Origin of the sequence: Paractinoplanes rishiriensis, assembly GCF_016862375.1 — a bacterium.
Lineage (GTDB): Bacteria > Actinomycetota > Actinomycetes > Mycobacteriales > Micromonosporaceae > Actinoplanes > Actinoplanes rishiriensis.
On the sequence record NZ_BOMV01000007.1, the window covers coordinates 364,688 to 384,370 of the forward strand.

The window sequence follows — 19,683 nt, forward strand, 5'->3', positions numbered from 1 at the left end:
GAAAGTTGCGAGACACGCGACCTGGTGGGGTCCGCGCGCGTTGGGCTGAGGTGCGCAACGTAGCCACCATCAGCCCCGCCACCCGGTTGCCCGGCCAGCGTGATTCGCTGCCCTCGTCGGTGCTGCCGGCCGAGCGCGGATTCCGTACCGACATCGAGGGCCTGCGGGCCATTGCCGTGCTGCTGGTGGTGGCCGGTCATGCCGGGGTGCCCGGCCTGGCCGGCGGCTACGTGGGCGTGGACGTCTTCTTCGTCATCTCCGGCTTCCTGATCACCTCGCTGCTGCTGCGCGAGGCCGAGCAGGCCGGCCGGATCTCGGTGGCCCGGTTCTATGCCCGGCGGGCGGTACGCCTGCTGCCGGCCGCCGCCGTGGTGCTGCTCGCCACCCTGGCCGCGGCCCGGCTGTTCCTGCCGGCCACCCGGCTGGGCGAGTACGTCCGGGACGCGCTGGCCGCCACCGGCTACGTCGCCAACCTGCGGTTCGCCGTGATCGGCACCGACTACCTGTCCGCGGACCAACCGCCCTCGCCGTTCCAGCACTTCTGGTCGCTGGCCGTGGAGGAGCAGTTCTACCTGGTCTGGCCGCTGCTCATCGTGGCCGCCGCGTACCTGGGCAAGCGCCGCCGCCCGCTGGCCGCGGTGCTCGCCGTGCTGGTCGCCGGCTCGTTCGTGCTGAGCGTCACGGAGACCGTGCGGTCGCAGCCGTGGGCCTACTTCGGACCGCACACCCGGGCCTGGGAACTCGGCGCCGGCGCGCTGCTGGCGCTGGCCGCGGTCCGGCTGCGCCGGCTGCCCGCCGCGGCCCGGTTCGCGCTCGGCTGGGCCGGGGTGGCCGCGATCCTGCTGGCCGCGGTCCGCTACGACGAGAGCACCGCGTTCCCCGGCTGGCGGGCCGCGCTCCCGGTGGCCGGCGCGGTCGCGCTGATCGCGGCCGGCGGCGCCGGTGCCGGCAAGCTGCTGGCGGTGCGTCCGCTTCAGGCCGTGGGCCGGCTCTCCTACTCCTGGTATCTCTGGCACTGGCCGCTGCTGCTGATCGGCCCGGCGGCGCTCGGCGTGCGCGGCACGCTCCCGCAGAAGGTGCTGCTCGCGGCGGCGGCACTCGGGCTGGCCTGGGCCACCCACCGCTGGGTGGAAAATCCGCTGCGGCACCGGCCGCACCTGCGCGACCGGGCCGCCCGTGGGCTGGGCCTGGGCGCCGCGCTGTCCGGCTCGGTGGCTGCCGCCGGGGTGGCGCTCCTGCTGCTGCCGCACGGCGTGCCGGCCGGCGAGCGGCGGCCCGATCTGCGCGCGACGCTGTCGGCCGCGGCCGACCCGGCGGCCGAGCTGACCCGGCACATCGAGGCCGGTCGCCGGCTGGGCCGGCTGCCGGCCAACCTGCGGCCCAAGCTGGCCGCGGCCGGCAAGAACCGGCCCCGGGTGTGGGCCGACGGCTGCCACGCCGACGTGCCGGCCACCGCGGCGCCGGCCGGCTGCGTGTACGGCGATCCGGCCGGCGACACCACGGTGGTGCTGTTCGGCGACTCGCACGCGGCGCACTGGTTCCCGGCCCTGGAACAGATCGCGGTGTCCCACCGGTGGCGGCTCGTCGAGTTGACCAAGAGTTCCTGCTCGGCGGCCGACGTGCCGCTGTGGCACGACTCGCTGAAGCGCACCTACACCGAGTGCACGGCGTTCCATCGTTCGGCCATCGCCCGGATCCAGGCGCTGAAGCCGGACCTCGTGGTGATCGGGTCCAGCTTCAACTACACCCCGGCCCGCCCGGCGGGCGACCCGGCGGCGCTGTGGCGGTCCGCCTGGGACCGGACCTTCGACCAGGTACGCCGCAGCGGCGCCCGGGTGGCGGCCATCGCGGACACCCCGTACATGGGCGGGTCGGTGCCGGAGTGCCTGGCCAAGCCGGACAACGCCGCGAAGGCCGGCAACTGCACCCGGAGCCGCCGGTCGGCGCTGCGCGGCCTGGACCAGCGCGAGGTGTTCCTGTCGTACGCCGGCGGCCGGCGCGCCGAGATCATCAACCCGCTCGCCTGGTTCTGCACCGACGTGTGCCCGCCGGTGATCGGCAACGTGCTGGTCTACCGCGACTCGAACCACATGACCACGGCGTACGCCGAGGCGCTGGTGCCGCTGCTGGCGGCGCGCCTCAGCGCAGCAGATCAGCCAGGCTGAGCGGCTGGTCCCGGTCCACCACGATGGTCCGGGCCGTCTCGTGGTCGCGGTACAGCCGGGACAGGCGCTGGGACAGCACGTCCTCCCAGGGCCGGTCCGGGCGGTGCCGCTCCCAGGTGGCCCGGTCCGGCACGTACTCCAGCAGCACGCCGAGGTCGCGGAGCAGCGCGAAGGACGAGCAGTCGGTGAGCACCACCGGCTTGTGGTCCGGGCTGACCAGCATCCGCTGCCGCAGGGTCAGCACGAAGTCGCGGACCGCGGCGAGGTCGAGGCCGAGCGCCACGTACAGGTATGCGGGCGGGCGCTGGGGCGCGGCCGGTGCCCGTCGTACGGTGGCCGGCCGGCCCGCGGGACGACGGCCGCGCATCCGGCGCAGCACCGCCCGGGTCAGCCGGGGCACCGTGTGCACCGGGTCCTTGACCAGCGACACCAGGCCGTACCCGAGCCGGTAGGACTCCGAGTCGCGCAGCCGTTCCAGCCGCAGCCGCTCGCGGTCGCGCTCCTTGCGCAGCGTCTCCGCGTTCTGCTGCTCCTCGGCCAGCCGCGCCTCCAGCGAGCGCAACCGGCCGGCCATCGCGGCCAGCTCCCAGCGCGCCCGCTCGGGTGCCTCCAGCCCGGGGTGCCCGGGCACCTTCAGGTCCTGCACGTCAGCCTCCGAAGCCTTCGGAGCGGGCCGGCAGCCCGCTTATCCACGCGGCCGCCGCGGCGCCGCCGTTGGGAAAACCCAGCTCAGCACAGCGCCGGGTCAGCCCGGCCCGCACCTCGGGACGAACCACCCGGTCCAGCGCTTCCTCGAGCTCGACCAGGGCCGGGTTCTCGACCGACAGCGCCACACCGGTGGCCGCCGCGAAGCGGGCCCGGCCCACCTGGTCGTCCAGCTTGGTGGCGGTGTTCGGCAGGAAGACCGTGGGGATGCCGAAGCCGATCTGCTCGTGGAACGAGTTGTAGCCGGCCGCGCTCACGGTGAGGTCGAACGCGCGCAGGTAGCGGCTGACCGGGTAGAGCTTGACCACCTTGGCACCCGGGATCCGGGGCATCGGCGTGGTCGCGATCGTGGACTCGGCCAGCACCAGCTGGAAGCCGTGGCCGGACAGGTGCCGGCAGATCCGGCCGACCGGCGAGGCGATGTCGTTGATGTTCCCGGCGCCCAGCTGCAGCAGCGCGGCCGGCCGGTCGTCCAGGCCCAGCTCGGCCCTGGCCGCGGCGGCGTCCAGCAGCTCGCTCTCGTCCAGGAAGGTGATCGGGCCGACCTGGTATGCGTTCGCCCGGTCGGCCACGGTCGGGCCGAGGTCGGCGGCGCCCGCGAACTCGCCGGGTTCGAGCACGTGGTCGAAGACCTTGCCCTCGGTGATCCACTCGGCGCCCACGCCGCGCTGCCACATGGCCCGGCGCACCCAGACCCAGGTGATCTCGGGATGCGCCTGTACCGCCTCGACGATCCCGGGGTGCGGCACGCTGTCCACCGCGACCACGTCCGGCTCGTGCAGCGCGACGAGGTGGTCGATCCGGTCGCGCAGCAGTGCCGACCAGCGCGGCTTGGCGAAGTCGAGCACCTTGCGGGACGGGATGTACTCGGTGAGGAAGCCCTCCTGGTGGGCGACTGAGGCCGCGTACGACTGGGTGGCGATCACCGTGGCGGTGTCCGCCGGGAACCGCCGGGCGATCGCCATGAGCCGGGACAGGTGGCCCATCCCGGCGCCGTTGTCGCTGACCATCAGCACCCGGCGGCGCACCGCCGGGCCGGACGAGCCGGAGGTGCCCGAGGTGCCGCCGGAGATCCGCGGCCGGATGCCGAGTTCGGCCAGCCGGGTCAGGTGCGACTGGTGGCCGTACCGGCGCTCGGCGAACTCCCGGGCCCGGCTCACCACCGCGCGGTACCGGGCCGGGTCGGCGTACAGCTCGCGGACCAGCGCCGGCACCCCGGCCGGGGTGGTGTAGAGCGCGGCGTCGGCGAAGGTGGGCCGGAAATGCGCACCGATGATCACCGGGACGCCGCTGGCCATCGCCTCGAGAATGGTGCGACCGAACGCCTCGACCAGGTCCGGGTCGTGGAAGTAGACGAAGAAGTCGATGGTGCGCAGGAACTCCTCCGGCGCCTCCTTGCCGAACCGGACCACGTCCCAGTTCGCCGGGGTGTGCCCGAGCGCCTTCACCGCGATCTCACCGCCGCCCAGCACGCGCACCCGCAGGGCGTCGTCGTCCGGGTAGGCCTGCAGGATCTCGTCCGGGTCGCGGGGCCACTTCACCGCGTCGGCCCGCCCGTGCCGGCCGATCACCGGCAGGTCGCCGACGAAGCCGTCCCGGTCGCGCCACCAGTGCGCCACGTCGATGATCTCGTGCCAGTCGCCGTCCGCGAGCCGGGCGTCCGGTGCCACCTGGCGCACCTGGTCGCGCACCTGCGAGCTGATCGGCGCCCACTGCACGTCCGGGCCGAAGTAGCGGTGCACGCGCTCGCGGACCGCGGCGAAGTCGTAGTAGCGGTACGGGTTGCCGGCGTCCCCGGGCGGCTGGTTGATCACCATGACCGTCCGCTCGGCCCGCACCCGGGGCGGCAGCGCCAGGTCCTCGGTGAAGATCCGTGGCTGGCGCACCAGCAGCAGCCGGGCGCTGACCGGCTCGTCGTCGCGGGCCAGCGTGGCCACCCCGTCCCGGAGCAGTTCGCTGATCCGCGGACTGAACGGCAGAGCCCGCGGCTGGTGCGGCGAGGGCACGTGCACGAGCACCGTGGAAAGGGCCGCCTCGGCCTGCGCGTGCACCTCCGCGGCGATGCTCGCCGAGGTGCCACCGGGATACCGGAAGTCGGACAGGATGGCCACGTCGTACACGGTGCTGTCTCCTCAGTTAGGCGCATCCAGCTCCCGGACATACCAACGAAAACGGGCATGCACCGTGACGGCAACCCGGCTGCGACCGGGCTCCGGTAGCCAACCGCGCGGCAACCCAAGGACCCCGCCAAGGCAACCGCTACGGGGTCATCGCCGCTGCTCACGGGCCGAACTGTGTCGGTGAACCCGGCGGTAGCAGCCGGGCCTCCACCACCGAAAGGCAGTCCGACCTGATGCGTGCCTCGATCACCAAGCGTCTGGCCCTGATCGCGATGATCCCCGCCACCCTGCTCGGCCTGGTCATGGTCGCCTCACCGGCGTCGGCCGCGGTGGTGAGCGAGGCGAAGCTCCAGGGCGACATCGTCTACCTGACCAACAAGCAGCGCACGCTGCACGGCTGCAAGGCGGTCCGAGTGGACGCCCGGCTGACCACCGCCGCCCGCGGCCACAGCGCGTGGATGGGCCGCACCGGCACCTTCAGCCACACCGGCAACGCCGGCTCCAGCTTCATCACCCGGGCCAAGGCCGCCAGGTACCCGCAGCCGGCCAGCGAGAACATCGCCTTCGGCTACCGCTCCGGCCTGGACGTCGTGAAGGCCTGGCTGGCCAGCCCGGGGCACCGCAAGAACCTGCTGAACTGCTCGGTCAAGACGGTCGGCGTGGGCGCGGTCTACGCCAAGAGCGGCACGCCGTACTTCACCCAGAACTTCGGCTACTGATCTCGTCGACCGGACCGTGCTGACGCACGATCCGCCGGTACGACAGCACCGCGTGCCGTCCGAGGGCCTCACCTTCCTGGGTGAGGCCCTCGATCGTTTCCACCCAGCGGCGCAGGGCCTGCTGCTCGTCGTGCCGGTGCGCGTCGTCGAAGACCACGGTGGCCGCGTCGGCCAGCTTGTCCTCGAGCACCCGCATCGCCGGGTAGCGCGCGTCCGGCCCGGTCTTCTCCGGCGGGCCGTCGATCAGCAGCAGGTCCACGGCCCGCAGGTCGGCCACCGCGTCGACGTCGTACCAGGGGAAGCTGCGGCCGTCCAGGACCACCGGGCGCAGCGGGGCGTCGCGGACCTCGGCCACGCCGGTCAGCTGGTGCTCGGCCAGCGCGCTGCGGGTCTTCTCGGCGTACATCGGTTCGTGGTCCAACGAGATCAGCCTGCCGCCGGTCTGCTCCAGCGCGTACGCGATCCACACCGACGACGTGCCGCTGCCCAGTTCGAGCACCAGCCGCGGCCGCCGGCTGCGGATCAGGTGCAGCAGGTCGAGCAGGTCGGTGGGGTTGAGCGCGAACCCGCCCGAGGACGGCATCGGCGCCCGCGGCGTGAAGCCCTGGAACAGCTGCACGAGCGCCTCGACCTCGCTGGTCTGGGCGCGCAGCAACCGGTCGGTGCCGGCCGCGGCGGCCTTCTGCTGGGCGGCCAGCGCGTCGGTCAGCTCGCGGTGCCGGTCGCCGGCCGCCAGCAGCATCTCCTCGACCGCGCCGAGCACCCGCCGCTGCGTCTGGTCGAGCACCGACCGCACGTCCCGCTGCGTCTTGCGGTTGGCGGCCAGCAGCGCGCCGAGCCGCCGGGCGAGCAGCAGCACCAGGCCGAGCAGACCGGCCAGAAAAACGGCGAGCACGGTGAGCGCCACGCCGAGATGGCCGGTGAGCGCACTGCCGCCGGCCGCGGCACACAGGACGGCCGCGGCGCCCAGCAGGGCCGCCTGGCGACGGGTCGGTCTCGGCAACGGGCGCATCTTCACATCTCGTCAACGGCCCTGCTCGGTGCCGGTTACGCCCGGGCAGAACGGGACACCGGCACGTTGCTGGGCGGCCCGGTTGAAGGACTGGTCGAAGCGGCGCAGCGAGAACGGCGTGCCGGCGAACATGGCGAAGAACTCGGCGCGCAGCGCGCAGCGCCGGGCCGCGCCCGCCGGCGTCGGGTCGAACTCGGCCACCGACTGCGCCAGCCGGTCGTCCAGCCGGGCTGCCGGGGTGGCCGCCACCTTGTCCCGGAAGCGTTTGTTGGCCGCCGCCGAGACGCTCGCCGTGCCGGCCAGCAGCAGCACCAGCCCGGCCAGCACGACCGGCCGCGGCCGTACCAGGTGGGCGAGCCCGGCCAGCAGCAGCGCGCCGGCCGGCATGGTCACCGCCGAGTCGCGCCAGGCCTGGCCCCAGCGCCCGGCGGCCACGATGTCCTGCACGTCGATGCTCAACGAGCCCAGCCCGGCGCCGAGGGCAACCAGCGCGGCCGCGCTCACCGCCAGCGCGGCGGCCGCCGGACGGTCCACCGTGGACAGCCCGGGCAGGTCGCGGATCGCCTGCACGACCAGCACGACCAGGACGAGCAGGGCGAGGATCAGCACCACGCCGCCGAGCCAGCCCCGGCCGCGCGCCGCGGTCTGCCACATCAGCGCCGGGAACCAGGACACCAGGCGTACCGGAAAGGCCTCCAGCACCGCCGGGCCGGCCGCCACATCCGAGCCCTTGTAGCACGCACCCCGGGCGCAGTAACCCTGGATGACCAGCCGGGCCGCCACGAACGCCGGCAGGAAGCCGAGCCACATCAGGGCCAGCACCCGGGCCGGGGCGGCGGCGAGCAGCCGGCGCGGCGGCAGCCCGAGCACCCACCGGCCACGCGCCAGGGCCGCGACGGTGGCCAGCGGCAGTGCCAGATAGACGATCTCGTTGCAGACCGCCAGGACCGCGCCCGCGGCGAGCACCGCCGGCACCCACCACAGCCGGATCCGGCGGTCCGGGTCGATCCGGCACACCGCCGCGGCGACCGCCAGCACGACGGCGGCCGAGGTGAGGTAGAGGCCGCCGAACAGCACCACCGGGCTGGACTTGCCGGCCGCGATCAGCCCGCCGCCGGCCGCGAACGGCAGCAGCGCGGCCACCGTGGACGGTGGTTCCCGGAACAGCCGGCCGCGGGTGAGCACGCTCTGCGCGAAGACCAGCGCCAGCACACAGAGCAACACCGCGGCCGCGAACGAGACCAGCCGGAACGCCACGTTCGCCGGCAACCCGAAGACATCACCGAGGGTGTACGCGACCAGGTCGAGCAGCTTCTCCAGCATCCGGCCCAGCGGCCGGAAGTTGCCGGCCCGCAGGTAGCCGGGCAGCGAGTCAAGGGTGTGCGGCACGATCCGCAGCGGGTCGTCCCGGAAGAGTCCGCCGTGCCAGTACACGTTGAACCGGTGGTCGGCGGTCGGTGCCAGCGCCACCAGCGGCGCCAGCACCACGAGCGGAACGAGCGCCGCCCGCAGCAGCGCCCGCCGCCAGAGCGGGTTCATGTGCAGGGCAACGAGACCGCAGCGGACTCAGTAACGCAGGGTCAATAAGTCGGGGGCTCCAGCAACCGGGCCAGGCTGGGCGGGTCACGCGGGTCGACCACCACCGCCCGGCAGGCCCGGTGGTCCCGGCAGAGCTGGGCGATCCGGCCGGCCAGCAGCGCCTCCCAGTCCGCGCCCGGGTCGTGCCGCGACCAGGTCCTCGGGTCCGGCAGGTATTCCAGCACCACGCCCGGCACCTGGAGGCCGCGCAGCGCCGGCTGGTCGGTCACCACCACCGGCAGGTGGTCGCCGTCGACCAGGATCCGCTGCCGCAGCGCCCGGATCAGCGCGTGCGACGCCGGGTGGTCCAGCCCGACCGCCACGTACACCCGGGCCGGCACCGGTCCGGCCGGCGGCTTGCGGCGCGGCTTCGCGGGCGGTCGCCGGCGCAGCCGCCTGCAGGCCTGACCGGCCAGCGCCGGTCCGGTACGCACCGGATCGCGGGCCAGGTCGACCAGGGCCCGGCCGAGCCGGTACGAGCGGCTGCGGCGCAGCGCCGTCACCAGCTCGACGTTGCGGTCCCGGTCGCGGACCGCGGCGTCGCGCTCGTCCTCGACCCAGCGCAGCCGGCCGGTCAGCGTGGCCACCTCCCACCGGGCCAGCGCCAGGTCATCGGCCTCCGACAAGATCTGCCTCCTCGTTGCGTCCCCGGCAGTGAGCGGCCAGCCAGGCCGCGGCGTCCGTGGCACCGTTGCCGAACGCGAGTTCGGCGCAGCGGCGGCGCAGTTCGGTGCGCACCGCCGGGTCGGCCAGCCGCTGCAGCTGGGCGGCCGCCGCCTCGTCGTCGGTGGCGTACAGCGCCACCCCCGCGGCGGCCGCGAACCGGGCCCGGGCCAGCTCGTCGTCGGCGGCCCCCGGATCGGGTACGAACACGGTCGGCACCCGGGCGCCGATCAGCTCGTGAAAGCTCGTGTAGCCGGCCCGGGACACCGCCACCGCGACGCCGGCCGGACCGGTGCCCGGCTCGACCACCCGGTAACCGGGCAGCGACGCCTCGACGCCGCGGCACAGCAGGGTCTGCTCCCGGGTGCGCCGGGGCAACCGGGCCGGCAGGTCGGTGATCGGGTCCACGGTGGACACCCCGGCCCGGCTGGTGGTGGTCCAGCCCTCGTCACCGGCCGCGGCGAACTCGCCGGGCTCCAGGATGCCGGCGAAGGCCGCGCCCCGGCCGGCCCATTCGCCGCCGGTGCCGCGCCGCCACATGGCCGGCCGCAGCCAGAGCCAGCGCGGCGCCGGGTTGTCCGCGATGGCCGCGGTGATCCCGTCGTGCGGCAGGCCGCCGACCAGCACGGCCCGCGGCCGGTACAGCTCGACCAGGTGACGCAGCCGGTCCCGGACGAAGCCGTGCCAGCGGCCGTCCGGCACGCCGAGATCGCCGGCGCCGGGCAGGTATTCGGTGAGCAGGCCGGCGGCGTGCGCGTCGGCCAGGCCGGCCGAGCCGGCCACCACCACAGCCTCGAGGCCGGCCGGCAACCGGCGCGCGATCGCCCGGAACCGGTCCACGTCGTCGCCGACCAGCAGCACCCGCCGGTTCGGCCGGACGGCCGGCAGCAGCGGCGGTGCCTCGATGGACGGTTCGGGCCGGGTCGGCCCCGTTGGCAGCACCCCCAGCGAGGCGAGCCGGGCGATGTGCGAGGCGCTGCCGAACTGCTCGGTGACGTATCGCCGGGCGCGGGCCACCTGGGCGGCGTACACCGGGCGGTCGTCGTGCAGCCGGTGCACCAGCTCGCGGACGCCGACCGGGTCGGTGTAGAGCGCGGCCTCGCCGAACACGGCCCGGAAGTGCGGGCCCACGATGACCGGCACGCCGCTGGCCATCGCCTCCAGGATGGTGCGGCCGAATGCCTCCACCCAGTCCGGGTCGTGGAAGTACACGAAGAAGTCCAGGCTGGCGAGGAAGTCGCGGGGCGACTCGGCGCCGAACTCGACGACGTCCCAGGACTTCGGCTGACGGCCGAGGCGCTGTACGCCGATCTCGCCGCCACCCAGGATCCGGACCTTGACCTCGCGGGAGTCCGGATAGGCGGCCAGCAGGTCGCCGGCCGAGCGCGGCCACTTCACCGGATCCGGCCGGCCGTGCCGCCCGATCACCGGCACCGGGCCGGGCGGCCGGCGCTCCACCTGCCATTCGGCGACGTCGATGATCTCGTGCCAGTCGGTGTCCGGCAGGATCGTCTGCGGCGCCACCCGGTGCACGTTGTCGCGCACCTGTGAGCTGATCGGCGCCCACACCACGCCGGTGCCGAACAGCCGCTCGACACGCGCCCGCACGTCGGCGAAGACGTAGTAGCGCTCGTCGTCCTGCTCGTCGCCGGGCGGCTGGTTGAGCACCACGATGGTGTGTTCGGCGCGGATCCGTGGCACCGGGGCCGGCTCCACCGTGAAGATCCGCGGCTGCCGGATGAGCAGCACCTTCGCGGCGATCTCGGTGCCGTCGTCGTGGGCCAGGTCGGCGAGGCCGTCACGCAGGCAGGCGACAATCCGGGACTGGAACGGCCGGGCGTGCCGCAGATGTGGCGACGGCACATGGATGAGCACCGTGGACAGTCCCGCGGCGGCCTGCGCCTGTACCTCCGCGACGATGCTCGCCGAGTTGCCGCCCGGATAGCGCAGGTCGGACAGGATCGCGACGTCGTACAAGGTCACGACGGAACAAACGACGGGAACCAAGGGGGCGATACGGACAATTCACCCGGGGGTCTGGCTCGTTGAACCTCCGAGAGTTTACCGAGGAGGCCGTTGCATGCCGGAGACACCCGGACCGGACCCGCTCGCCGTCGCGGCGTTGCAGGCCCGCTCGATCGCCGCCCGCGGGCCGCTCGCCCGCGCGGCCGGCGCGCCGTCGGCCGAGGCCGTGGTGGCGGGCGCACCCGCCGACCCGTGGCTGGCCGGCGAACTGGCCCGGGTGATCGCGCTCCAGGATCTGCGCCCGGACGACCAGGCCGACGCGCTGTCGATCCTGGCCCGGCTGCGGCGGGCCGGCACGATCGCGCCGGTCCACCAGGGGCTGCACTGCCAGCTGGCGTACGCGGCCGGCGACCGGCGGCTGGCCGCCACGCTGCTCGACGAGTATCCCGAGGTGGCCGCGCCGATCCGCGCCGGGGTGCGGCTCGACCTCGCCAACCCGTTCACCGGCGGCACCGGCGACAACTGGATTGGCGAGGGCTGGGCGACCGGTTTCGCGGCGCTGCTGCCGCATCCGGCGGTGCGGGTCGGGGAGGGCCCGGGCGACGCGCTCGACCGGCTGGTCGCCGGCGCCGCCCAGCGCACCGGCCACCCGCGCCGGATCACCACCGTCGTCACCACCTGGCGACCGGACCAGGCCCTGCTCACCGCGGTCCGGTCGCTGGTCGGCCAGACCTGGACCAACCACGAGATCCTGGTGGTCGACGACGGCTCGCCGAGCGGATTCGACCCGGTGCTGCGGGCGGTGGCCGCGCTCGACCCGCGGGTCCGGGTGATCCGGATGGTCGCCAACGGCGGCACCTACGTGGCCCGCAACGCCGGCCTGGACGCCGCCACCGGCGACTTCGTCACGTTCCAGGACGCCGACGACTGGTCCCACCCGCTGCGGCTGGAGAAGCAGGTCGCCCCGCTGCTGGCCGACGAGGCGATCTTCTCGACCACCTCCACCGGGATGCGGGTGACGCCGGACCTGGTGGTGACCCGGCCCGGCGTCGAGCAGACCCGGTCGTACAACCTCTCCTCGCTGATGATCCGGCGGGTCGAGGCGCTGAACCGGGTCGGCTACCTCGACCCGGTCCGCAAGGGCGCCGACGCCGAGTACGTGGAACGCGCCCGCGCGGTCTTCGGCCGGCCGGCCACCCAGCACCTCACCGGCCCGCCGCTGGCCCTGATCCGGCTCTCCACCGGCTCGCTGTCCAGCGCCGACTACCGGCCCGGCTGGATGCACCCGGCCCGCCGCTCCTACCTGTCCGCGTTCCAGTCCTGGCACGGCCGGATCCGGGCCGGCCTCGCGTCGCCGCGGGAGCCGCGCGCGTTCGCGGCACCGCGCCGGATCCGCGGTGAGACCGGCGCCCGCGCGTACGACGTGGTGCTGGCCGGCGACTGGACCACCGCGGGCGGCGCCGGCACCGCCGGGATCGGGCAGTTGCGGGCGCTGACCGGCCGCCGGCAGCGGGCCGCGCTGCTGCACCTCGACATGCTCGGCAACCTGCGGCAGGGCCCGCGCAACCTGGACCCGGCCGTGCAGGAGCTGATCAACGCGGGCGAGCTCACCCAGGTGGAGCTCACCGACGACGTCCGGACCCGGCTCGTGGTGGTCCGCTCGGCCCGGGTGCTCCAGCACGCGCCCGATCTGATCAGCGGGGTCCGGGCCCAGCGCGTGGTGATCGAGTCGGCCGCCGTGTCCCGCTCGGCCGCGGCCGCGGGACGCCGCCTGTTCGGCCGCCGGCCGCTCTGGGCGCCGGCCGGGCCGGACGGGCGCCGGCTGCTCACCGCCGCGCTGGCCGAGGACCCGCTGGCCGCCGGCGCACCGGCCGACCTGGTCACCGCGGTCGACCTGCCGGGCACGGTCGACCCGGCGGTGTGGCGCCTGGACCGGCGCGGGCCGCGGGCCGACCGGCCGGTGATCGGCCGGCACTGCCGCGGCGGCCGGGCCGAATGGCGGCGGCTGCGCGACGAACTGCCCGACTCGGCCCGGGTCGACGTCCGGCTGCTGGACTCGGACGGCACCGCCGACCGGGCGTTCGGCCGGTTCGGGGCGCCGCGCAGCTGGCTGGTCTACCGGCCGGCCGAGGTGACCCTGCGGTCGTTCCTCTACCAGGTCGACTTCTATCTGCACCTGCCCCGGCCGGACGCGCCGGCCGACCCGGACCCGGACCTGCTGGCCGCGCTGGCGGCCGGCTGCGTGGTGCTGCTCCCCTACCGGTACGCGGCCACCTTCGGCGAGGCGGCGGTGTACTGCACCGCCGACGAGGTGGCGGACACGGTCCGGATGCTGCACGGGGACCGGCCGGCGCTGCGGGCCCAGGCGGCCCGTGGCCCGGAGTACGTGCGCCGGCACCACCTCCACGAGATCTACGCGGAGCGCGCTGCCCGGTTGGCAACGCAAGGATGACCGGCCGGCAACCGGGAGTTCCGTCAAGGAGGCCCGGTCGCCGCCGATCTGATCAGCGCACGACAACGACAACCGAAAACGGCCGGCCCCCGCCGGCTCGTCGTGGGCTACTTCCCCTGGACCCCGCGACTCGCGACCCCGCCGTCCCCCGCGGCGGGGTCGCGTCCTTTCCCGCGGTCGCCGGTCAGGCGGAGACCGGTGCCTGCGGCGACGCCAGGGTGATCCAGCGGCCGGCCAGCCGGCGCTGCTCGGTCAGACCGAAACCGCCGCCCTGCCGCGGCGCGCTGCGCGCCGGCGCCTCGTCCACCACCACGGCGGCACCGGCGGCCAGCCGGCGGCCCAGCACGTGCAGGGCCGGCGCCACCGCCTCCCGGCCGGGCGCGGCGGTGCCGTCGACCACCAGCAGGTCGATGTCGCTCAGACCGTCGAGCGCGTCCACGTCGTACCAGTCGACGGTCCGGCCCTCCACCGAAAGCTCGGCGACCGGCGCATGCCGCACCTCGGCCGCGGTGAGGCCGTGCTCGCGCAGCATGCCCCGGGTGGTCTCGGCCCGCAGCGCGTCGTGGTCCACCGCGACCAGCCGGCCGCCGACCGCCTCCAGCGCGTAGCCGAGCCAGATCGTGGCCGGCCCGCTGCCCAGCGCCACCGTCACCCGCGGTCGCCGGCTGGCCGCGATGTTCAGCAGGCCGAGCAGGTCGGTCGGGTTGAGGGTGCCACCGGCCGGCATCGACGCCCGCGGGGTCACCTGCTGGAACAGCTGGAACAGCGCCTCGATCTCCTGGCTCTGCTCGCGCAGCAGCAGTTCGGCGCCGCGGCCGGTGAGCCGCTCGGTGCGGGCCAGCGCCTCGGTCAGCTCGCGGTGCCGGTCACCGGCCGCCAGGCGCTCCTTCTCCACGGACGCGATCACCCGGCGCTGGAGCTGCTCGACGAGCACGCGCAGGTCGCGTACGGCCGCCTGGGTGTTGCGGTTGACCCCGCCGACCCGGCGGGACAGATACATCACCCCGGTCGGCAGCGCCAGCAGCAACAGGGCGAGCAGGCAGGTGGCCACCGCGGCCTGGCCCGCCAGCGACGCGACCGCCACCCCGGCACCGATCGCGGCGGTCGCCAGCAGACCGGCCACCTGGCGGACGGAGAACAGCTTCACCAGGCGCTTCAGCTTGGACATCACAACATCGGTAACGCGCCCGTCGCGGCGGCCGTTACGGGAAGCAGGTCCAAGATCCGCTCGACCAGCAGGGCCGGGTCGTGCGCCCGGGCGACCACCGAGCGGGCCCGGCGGCTCTGCTCGGCGAACAGCGCGCGGTCGGTGCGGTACCGGGCGAGCAGCGGGGCCACCTCGGACGGTCCGCAGTAGACGGCGGCGTCGCCGTACCAGCCGGCGTAGCGCTCCGGCATCACCACGACGCAGCCCATGGCGGCCGCCTCGAGCGCCGGCCGGGAGTACCATTCGGCGCTCTCCCGCGGCGGGAAGTGCAGGTAGAAGTCGACCTGGTGGAGGAACGGACGCGGGCCCAGGTCGGCCACCTCGAAACCGAGCCAGGCGCGGGGCAGTTCCAGGGTGAACTCGGCCCGCGGCCGGTGCGGCAGCCGCACCCGGACGTCCGCCTCGGGCAGCCGGCGGCAGACCGCGAGGGACTCGGCCAGATCGGGGGGCCAGGCGGCCGCGTCACAGAGGTCGGTGCCCACCACGGCCGGCCCGGCAGCCGCGCCGGTGCGCTGCTCGACCCAGCCGGGCGGGGCCACGGCGGTGGGCAGGTCACGCTCGGCGACCGGCAGGGCCGGGTCGAGGGTACGCAGTGCCGCCCGCACCCCGGGATCCTGCGGCACCCAGACCGGGTCGGCGCCGAACAGCTTGCGGGCCGTCGCCGCGCACGCCTCCGGCAGATAGCGCCGGTCCGTCCCGTCGCCGCGCACCGGGGCCCGGTCGGCCACCAGCACGGTCCGCCCGGCGCGCACCCGGCTGTCCGTGCTCACGTTCGCGAACTGCAGCACCGCGGCCTGCCGCACCAGCACCAGCGCGGCCTCGACCCGTTCGTGCAGCCCGATCCGCGTCACCACGCCCGCGTTGATCAGGTCCTGCACCGGCGAGCAGATCGGCTGCCGTTTCAGGTACACCGCCCGGTACGACTCCAGGTGCAGCACCGCCACCCGCAGTCCGGCCGCGGCCAGCGCGGTCATCTCGTCCACCGCGGTGCGCTGGCAACTCTCCAGGAACCGCCAGTCGGCCACCAGCACCACGTCGTACCCGGTGACCGCGTCCGGGTCGGCGCCGAGCAGGTGCGCGGGCGCCGGGAACGGCCGGTCCGACCCGTCCGCCGGCCGGAACGCGGGCGCGTCACCGGCCGCGATCAGCTGGTGCCGGCGCAGGTACGCCGAGCTGTACGAGGTCCGTGCCGGGTGCATCCAGTGCGGCTTGATCTCCGAGCGGGACAGCGAGTTCGCCGACAACCGGATCAGCGCCAGCGGCAGCGAGTCGAGGTGCCGCACCCGGCGCACGCCGAACGCGGCCTGGATCCGGCCGATGAACTCGCTGTCCGCGGCCTTGCGCACCCGGTCGAAGTAGCCGACCGTGCGCAGCACCGTGGAGCGGCGGAACAGCAGCGACGACGGGTTGAACCGGCCGCTGCGCACCCCCGGCCGGTTGAGCAGCAACTGGTCGGTGACGGCCAGCCCGTCCGAGGTGGTGGCCACCAGCCGCCGGTCGGCGAGCAGCGGCGCCACCTGGAGTTCCAGCCGGCGCGGATGGGACCAGTCGTCGGAGTCCTGGAACGCCGCGAACTCGCCGCCGGCCGCGTCCAGCCCGGCGTTGCGGGCCGCGTAGGTGCCGGCGTTGACGGCGAGCTTCACCAGCCGGATCCGGTCGCCCAGCGCGGTCGCGGCGCGCAGCACCTCGTCGTACTCCGGCGGCGACGCGTCGTCGACGATGACGATCTCGACGTTCGCGTAGCTCTGCGCCAGGATCGAGCGGACCGCGGTGAGCAGCCCACGGTCCGGTTTGAACGCGGTCACCACCACCGAGACCCGGTGCGCGCCCTCGACCCGCTCGGCCGGCGGCGCCGCCAGGCGGTCGAACGGCATCCCCTCGCCGTCGCCCACCACCGGGCCGGGCTCGGGCAGCATCGCCTGGAACGCGCGCAGCCACGGCTCCACCGGCCGGTCCGCCACGAACGGGTTGATCAGGTCGGCGCGCAGCCCGGCCAGGAACGGCTCGCCGATCCGCCGGTATCCGGCCAGCAGCCGCCGGCAGCGCTCCGGCCCCTCGTGGGCGAGTGCCAGCTGGGCGTGCAGGCCCTGGTTGGCCGGGGACAGTGCGCGCGGACCGAGGGCGCGCCGGATCAGCTCGTACAGCGCCAGCGCGTCGGCCGTGTCGGTGGGCGTCTGGTCCTGCAGCGCGATGGTGTGCGCGACCGCGGCGACCAGGCCGGGCACCACCCGGCGGCGGATCCGGCGCAGCCACCGCCGATCGCCGGCCCGGGCGGCCGCGAGCAGGTCGTCGAGCGTGCCGGCGTCGCCGAGCGCGGCCCGGGCCAGCAGCTGCCGGGCGTCGAACGAGCGGTTACGGGACGCGGTGGCGGTCAGCGCCAGCCGCAGCCCGGGGCCGATCGCCCGGATGTGATCATCGAGCAGATCAGAATCCCGCATGCCCGACCAACGCGGTCGCGGCCGGGCGGGTGACGGTCAGACCGCGGCCAGCACGGCCGCCTCGACCCGCTCCCGCTCGGCCGCGTCGGCCCACGATCCGACCAGGTAGAACGCGTCAACCACGTCGCCACCCAGGGTCGAGATGCGGGCCGCGCGCACTTCGGCACCGGCCTCGTCGAGCGCGGTCGCCACCCGGTAGAGCAGGCCCGGCGAGTCGGCCGCGCGCAGCTCCAGGACGGCGGCGTCGGTGGCCACGTCGCGCTGCCACACCACCCGGGGCGAGGCGGTGCCGCCGCGGGCGCTCATCGCCCGGGCCCGCACCCGCTGGGTCACCGACACGTCGCCGGCCGCCACCCGGCGCAGGTCGGCGGCGAGCGCCACCGGGTCGTACGGCGAGCCGTACCGCGGCTGGGTGAGGAATTCGACGATGGCCCGGCTGCCGGCGGTCGAGGCGTTCGCGCCGACCACGTCGAGCCGGTGCATGGCCAGGCAGGCGGCCACCGCGCCGAGCAGTCCGCGCCGGTCGGCCGCGGCCACCGCGAGCCGGTCGCCGTCCAGGTGCACGGCCGGCAGGTCGCCCTCGAGCAGCTCGGGTTCGGGCGCCGGCGGCTCGGGCAGTTCGCCGGTGTCCAGCGCGGTGTGCACCCGGGCCACCAGCTCGGCCATCAGCCGGCCCTTCCAGTCCGACCAGGCGGCCGGTCCGGTGGCGTGTGAGTCGGCCCGGGCCAGCGCGTGCAGCAGGTCCAGGGTGGCGGAGTCGCCGACCTGACCGGCCACCGTCGAGATCGTCACCGGGTCGCTCAGGTCCCGCCGGGTCGCCACATCAGGCAAGAGCAGATGCAGGCGTACGAGTTTGGCGATGGTCGCCACGTCGGCGGGTGGCAGGCCGACCCGGGCGGCGATGTCGGCGGCGATCGGCGCGCCCACGATGCTGTGGTCGCCCGGCAACCCCTTGCCCACGTCGTGCAGGAACGCGCCGATCAGCAGCAGGTCGGGGCGGTCCACCTCGCGGGCGTACGCGGTCGCCTCGTACGCGGCCTGCACCAGGTGCCGGTCCAGGGTGAAGCGGTGCACCGGGTGGTGCTGGGGCAGGCTGCGCATCCGGGCCCACTCCGGCAGCCAGGCGTCGATCAGCCCGTACCGGTCGCAGGCCTCCCAGGCGGGCAGCAGTCCGACGCCGGAGCCGAGCAGCGAGACCAGCGCGGCACGGGCGGCGGGCGGCCACGGCGTGGGCAGCGGCGGGCAGAACGCGGCCAGCCACTCGCTGGTGGCCCGGGCGATGGGCAACTGCACGGTGGCCGCGGCAGCGGCCACCCGCAGCGACAGGCTCGGGTCCGGCACCGGTCCGATGGCGGTACGCGCCAGCACCAGTTCGCCGTCCTGCTCGACCACGTCGCGGGCGACCGGGCGGCGGCCGGAGGTGCCGGGCGTGCCACCGCGGCGGCGCCCGGCCCGGAGCCGGTCGACGGCCCGCCAGGCGTCGTCGACCGCGTGCGCCACGGTCCGCGCGTCGCCGGCCACCCGGCGCAGCAGGGTGTCGCCGTCGTCGAGTTCGAGCAGTTCGGCCACCGCGGTCCGCTCCTGGGCCACCAGCCGGTCGACCCGGCGGCCGACCGCGAGGTGCAGGGCGTCGCGGGTGTCGAGCAGGCGCAGGTTGGCGGCCCGGGCCGCGGGCCGCATGGTGTCGGCCACCCCGGCCCGGCCGATGCCGCGCAGGATGGTCACGTCGCGCAGGCCGCCGGCCGCCTCCTTGAGGTCGCCCTCGAGCAGGAAGGCGAGCTCGCCGTGGCTGGCCCAGCGACGCGTGGTGAGGTCCTTGAGCTGCGGCAGGAGCCGTACGGCGGTGCGCCGCCACTGGTCACCGGCGGCGGTCACCAGCTCGGTGGTCAGGGCCGGGTCGCCGGCCACGTGCCGGGCGTCGAGCAGGCCGAGCGCGACCTTCACGTCGTCGTGGGCCACCGAGAGTGCCTCGGGCAGGGTACGCACCGAGTGGTCGAGGCCGAGCCGGGCGTCCCAGATCGGGTACCAGAGCGCCGAGGCGATCCGGTCGATCCCGGCCGTGCCGTGGTGCAGCAGCACCAGGTCCAGGTCGCTGTACGGGGCGCAGTCGCGCCGGCCGAGGCCGCCAACCGCGACGAGGCTGACGCCGGCCAGGTGCGCCGGGAAGATGTCCCGCAGCCAGGTGTCGAGCGCCGCAGCCCGGTCGACCCGGGCCGCGGCGCCGATGTGCTCGCGTAGCTTGTCGAGCGAGCCGCCGGTCGGCACGGCAGGTGGCGCCGGCGGCTCGCTGGACGTGTTAATCATCAGAGCGCGTCGAGGCCGCGCTCGCCGGTGCGGACCCGGACCACCTCGTCGACGGAGGTCACCCAGACCTTGCCGTCGCCGATCTTGCCGGTCCGCGCCGAGGTGACGACGGCGTCGACGATCTTTTCCACGTCGATCTCGTCGGTGACCACCTCGACCCTGATCTTGGGCAGGAACTCCACCGTGTATTCGGCACCCCGATAGACCTCGGTGTGCCCCTTCTGCCGTCCGTAGCCCTGTACCTCGCTCACGGTCAGGCCGGTCACGCCAAGCGCGTGCAGGGCCTCTTTCACCGCGTCGAGCTGGTATGGCTTGATGACCGCGGTCACCAGCTTCATGCTCAGTCCCTCCATCT

The 19,683-nt window shown here is 74.9% G+C and carries 13 protein-coding genes; 3 read left to right on the plus strand and 10 right to left on the minus strand.

Annotated features, from left to right (window positions below; translation table 11 throughout):
• Window positions 1–50 precede the first annotated feature (50 nt).
• Window positions 51–2,165: an acyltransferase family protein gene (locus Ari01nite_RS05585; protein ID WP_203779960.1), complete on the plus strand. Its 2,115-nt coding sequence runs from the start codon at window positions 51–53 to the stop codon at window positions 2,163–2,165.
• Here Ari01nite_RS05585 and Ari01nite_RS05590 read toward each other — a convergent pair.
• Together Ari01nite_RS05590 and Ari01nite_RS05595 are read right to left on the minus strand one after the other, a co-directional pair.
• Complete coding sequence (locus Ari01nite_RS05590; protein WP_203779962.1) at window positions 2,140–2,811, minus strand: hypothetical protein; 672 nt, start codon at window positions 2,809–2,811, stop codon at window positions 2,140–2,142. The two genes, Ari01nite_RS05585 and Ari01nite_RS05590, sit on opposite strands and share 26 nt — an antisense overlap.
• A 1-nt stretch (window position 2,812) precedes the next feature.
• Window positions 2,813–4,990: a glycosyl transferase gene (locus Ari01nite_RS05595; RefSeq protein WP_203779964.1), complete on the minus strand. Its 2,178-nt coding sequence runs from the start codon at window positions 4,988–4,990 to the stop codon at window positions 2,813–2,815.
• Between the two features lie 233 nt (window positions 4,991–5,223).
• Between Ari01nite_RS05595 and Ari01nite_RS05600 the strand changes: the two genes are divergently transcribed.
• Window positions 5,224–5,709 (plus strand): CAP domain-containing protein, encoded by a 486-nt coding sequence (locus Ari01nite_RS05600; protein WP_203779965.1) that lies wholly within the window; start codon window positions 5,224–5,226, stop codon window positions 5,707–5,709.
• Here the strand turns inward: Ari01nite_RS05600 and Ari01nite_RS05605 are convergent.
• The 4 genes from Ari01nite_RS05605 to Ari01nite_RS05620 are packed head-to-tail and all read right to left on the minus strand — an operon-like array spanning window position 5,687 to window position 10,945.
• Window positions 5,687–6,721, minus strand: a complete 1,035-nt coding sequence (locus tag Ari01nite_RS05605; RefSeq protein ID WP_203779966.1) for an O-methyltransferase — start codon at window positions 6,719–6,721, stop codon at window positions 5,687–5,689. The genes Ari01nite_RS05600 and Ari01nite_RS05605 overlap by 23 nt on opposite strands.
• Before the next feature lie 12 nt (window positions 6,722–6,733).
• Entirely contained in the window at window positions 6,734–8,260 is a 1,527-nt protein-coding gene (locus Ari01nite_RS05610; RefSeq protein WP_203779967.1) for a hypothetical protein, read from the minus strand.
• A gap of 41 nt (window positions 8,261–8,301) precedes the next feature.
• On the minus strand, window positions 8,302–8,925 hold the full coding sequence (locus tag Ari01nite_RS05615) for a hypothetical protein (RefSeq protein WP_239162494.1): 624 nt from the start codon (window positions 8,923–8,925) through the stop codon (window positions 8,302–8,304).
• Window positions 8,909–10,945 carry a glycosyltransferase gene (locus tag Ari01nite_RS05620; RefSeq protein ID WP_203779968.1) on the minus strand — a complete coding sequence of 679 codons (2,037 nt, stop codon included), beginning with the start codon at window positions 10,943–10,945 and terminating at the stop codon, window positions 8,909–8,911. Before Ari01nite_RS05620 ends, Ari01nite_RS05615 begins: the two co-directional genes overlap by 17 nt.
• Window positions 10,946–11,042: 97 nt before the next feature.
• Between Ari01nite_RS05620 and Ari01nite_RS05625 the strand changes: the two genes are divergently transcribed.
• Window positions 11,043–13,379: a glycosyltransferase family 2 protein gene (locus Ari01nite_RS05625; protein ID WP_203779969.1), complete on the plus strand. Its 2,337-nt coding sequence runs from the start codon at window positions 11,043–11,045 to the stop codon at window positions 13,377–13,379.
• 184 nt (window positions 13,380–13,563) lie between these two features.
• Here the strand turns inward: Ari01nite_RS05625 and Ari01nite_RS05630 are convergent, their stop codons facing one another.
• Genes Ari01nite_RS05630 through Ari01nite_RS05645 form a run of 4 tightly spaced genes read right to left on the minus strand, consistent with a single transcriptional unit; the run spans window position 13,564 to window position 19,666 of the window.
• Window positions 13,564–14,547, minus strand: a complete 984-nt coding sequence (locus Ari01nite_RS05630; protein WP_203779970.1) for a class I SAM-dependent methyltransferase — start codon at window positions 14,545–14,547, stop codon at window positions 13,564–13,566.
• Window positions 14,547–17,024 (minus strand): glycosyltransferase family A protein, encoded by a 2,478-nt coding sequence (locus Ari01nite_RS05635; protein ID WP_203779971.1) that lies wholly within the window; start codon window positions 17,022–17,024, stop codon window positions 14,547–14,549. Before Ari01nite_RS05635 ends, Ari01nite_RS05630 begins: the two co-directional genes overlap by 1 nt.
• 36 nt (window positions 17,025–17,060) lie before the next feature.
• Window positions 17,061–19,328 carry a [protein-PII] uridylyltransferase gene (locus tag Ari01nite_RS05640; protein WP_203779972.1) on the minus strand — a complete coding sequence of 756 codons (2,268 nt, stop codon included), beginning with the start codon at window positions 19,326–19,328 and terminating at the stop codon, window positions 17,061–17,063.
• On the minus strand, window positions 19,328–19,666 hold the full coding sequence (locus Ari01nite_RS05645) for a P-II family nitrogen regulator (RefSeq protein ID WP_203780325.1): 339 nt from the start codon (window positions 19,664–19,666) through the stop codon (window positions 19,328–19,330). Before Ari01nite_RS05645 ends, Ari01nite_RS05640 begins: the two co-directional genes overlap by 1 nt.
• Window positions 19,667–19,683 lie beyond the last annotated feature (17 nt).

Excerpts from the sequence above, each read along its gene's own strand:
- Ari01nite_RS05600 (WP_203779965.1), top strand. The coding sequence starts at position 5,224 with ATGCGTGCCTCGATCACCAAGCGTCTGGCCCTGATCGCGATGATCCCC.
- Ari01nite_RS05605 (WP_203779966.1), bottom strand. The coding sequence starts at position 6,721 with ATGCGCCCGTTGCCGAGACCGACCCGTCGCCAGGCGGCCCTGCTGGGC.
- Ari01nite_RS05610 (WP_203779967.1), bottom strand. The coding sequence starts at position 8,260 with ATGAACCCGCTCTGGCGGCGGGCGCTGCTGCGGGCGGCGCTCGTTCCG.
- Ari01nite_RS05625 (WP_203779969.1), top strand. The coding sequence starts at position 11,043 with ATGCCGGAGACACCCGGACCGGACCCGCTCGCCGTCGCGGCGTTGCAG.
- Ari01nite_RS05630 (WP_203779970.1), bottom strand. The coding sequence starts at position 14,547 with ATGTCCAAGCTGAAGCGCCTGGTGAAGCTGTTCTCCGTCCGCCAGGTG.
- Ari01nite_RS05635 (WP_203779971.1), bottom strand. The coding sequence starts at position 17,024 with ATGCGGGATTCTGATCTGCTCGATGATCACATCCGGGCGATCGGCCCC.
- Ari01nite_RS05640 (WP_203779972.1), bottom strand. The coding sequence starts at position 19,328 with ATGATTAACACGTCCAGCGAGCCGCCGGCGCCACCTGCCGTGCCGACC.
- Ari01nite_RS05645 (WP_203780325.1), bottom strand. The coding sequence starts at position 19,666 with ATGAAGCTGGTGACCGCGGTCATCAAGCCATACCAGCTCGACGCGGTG.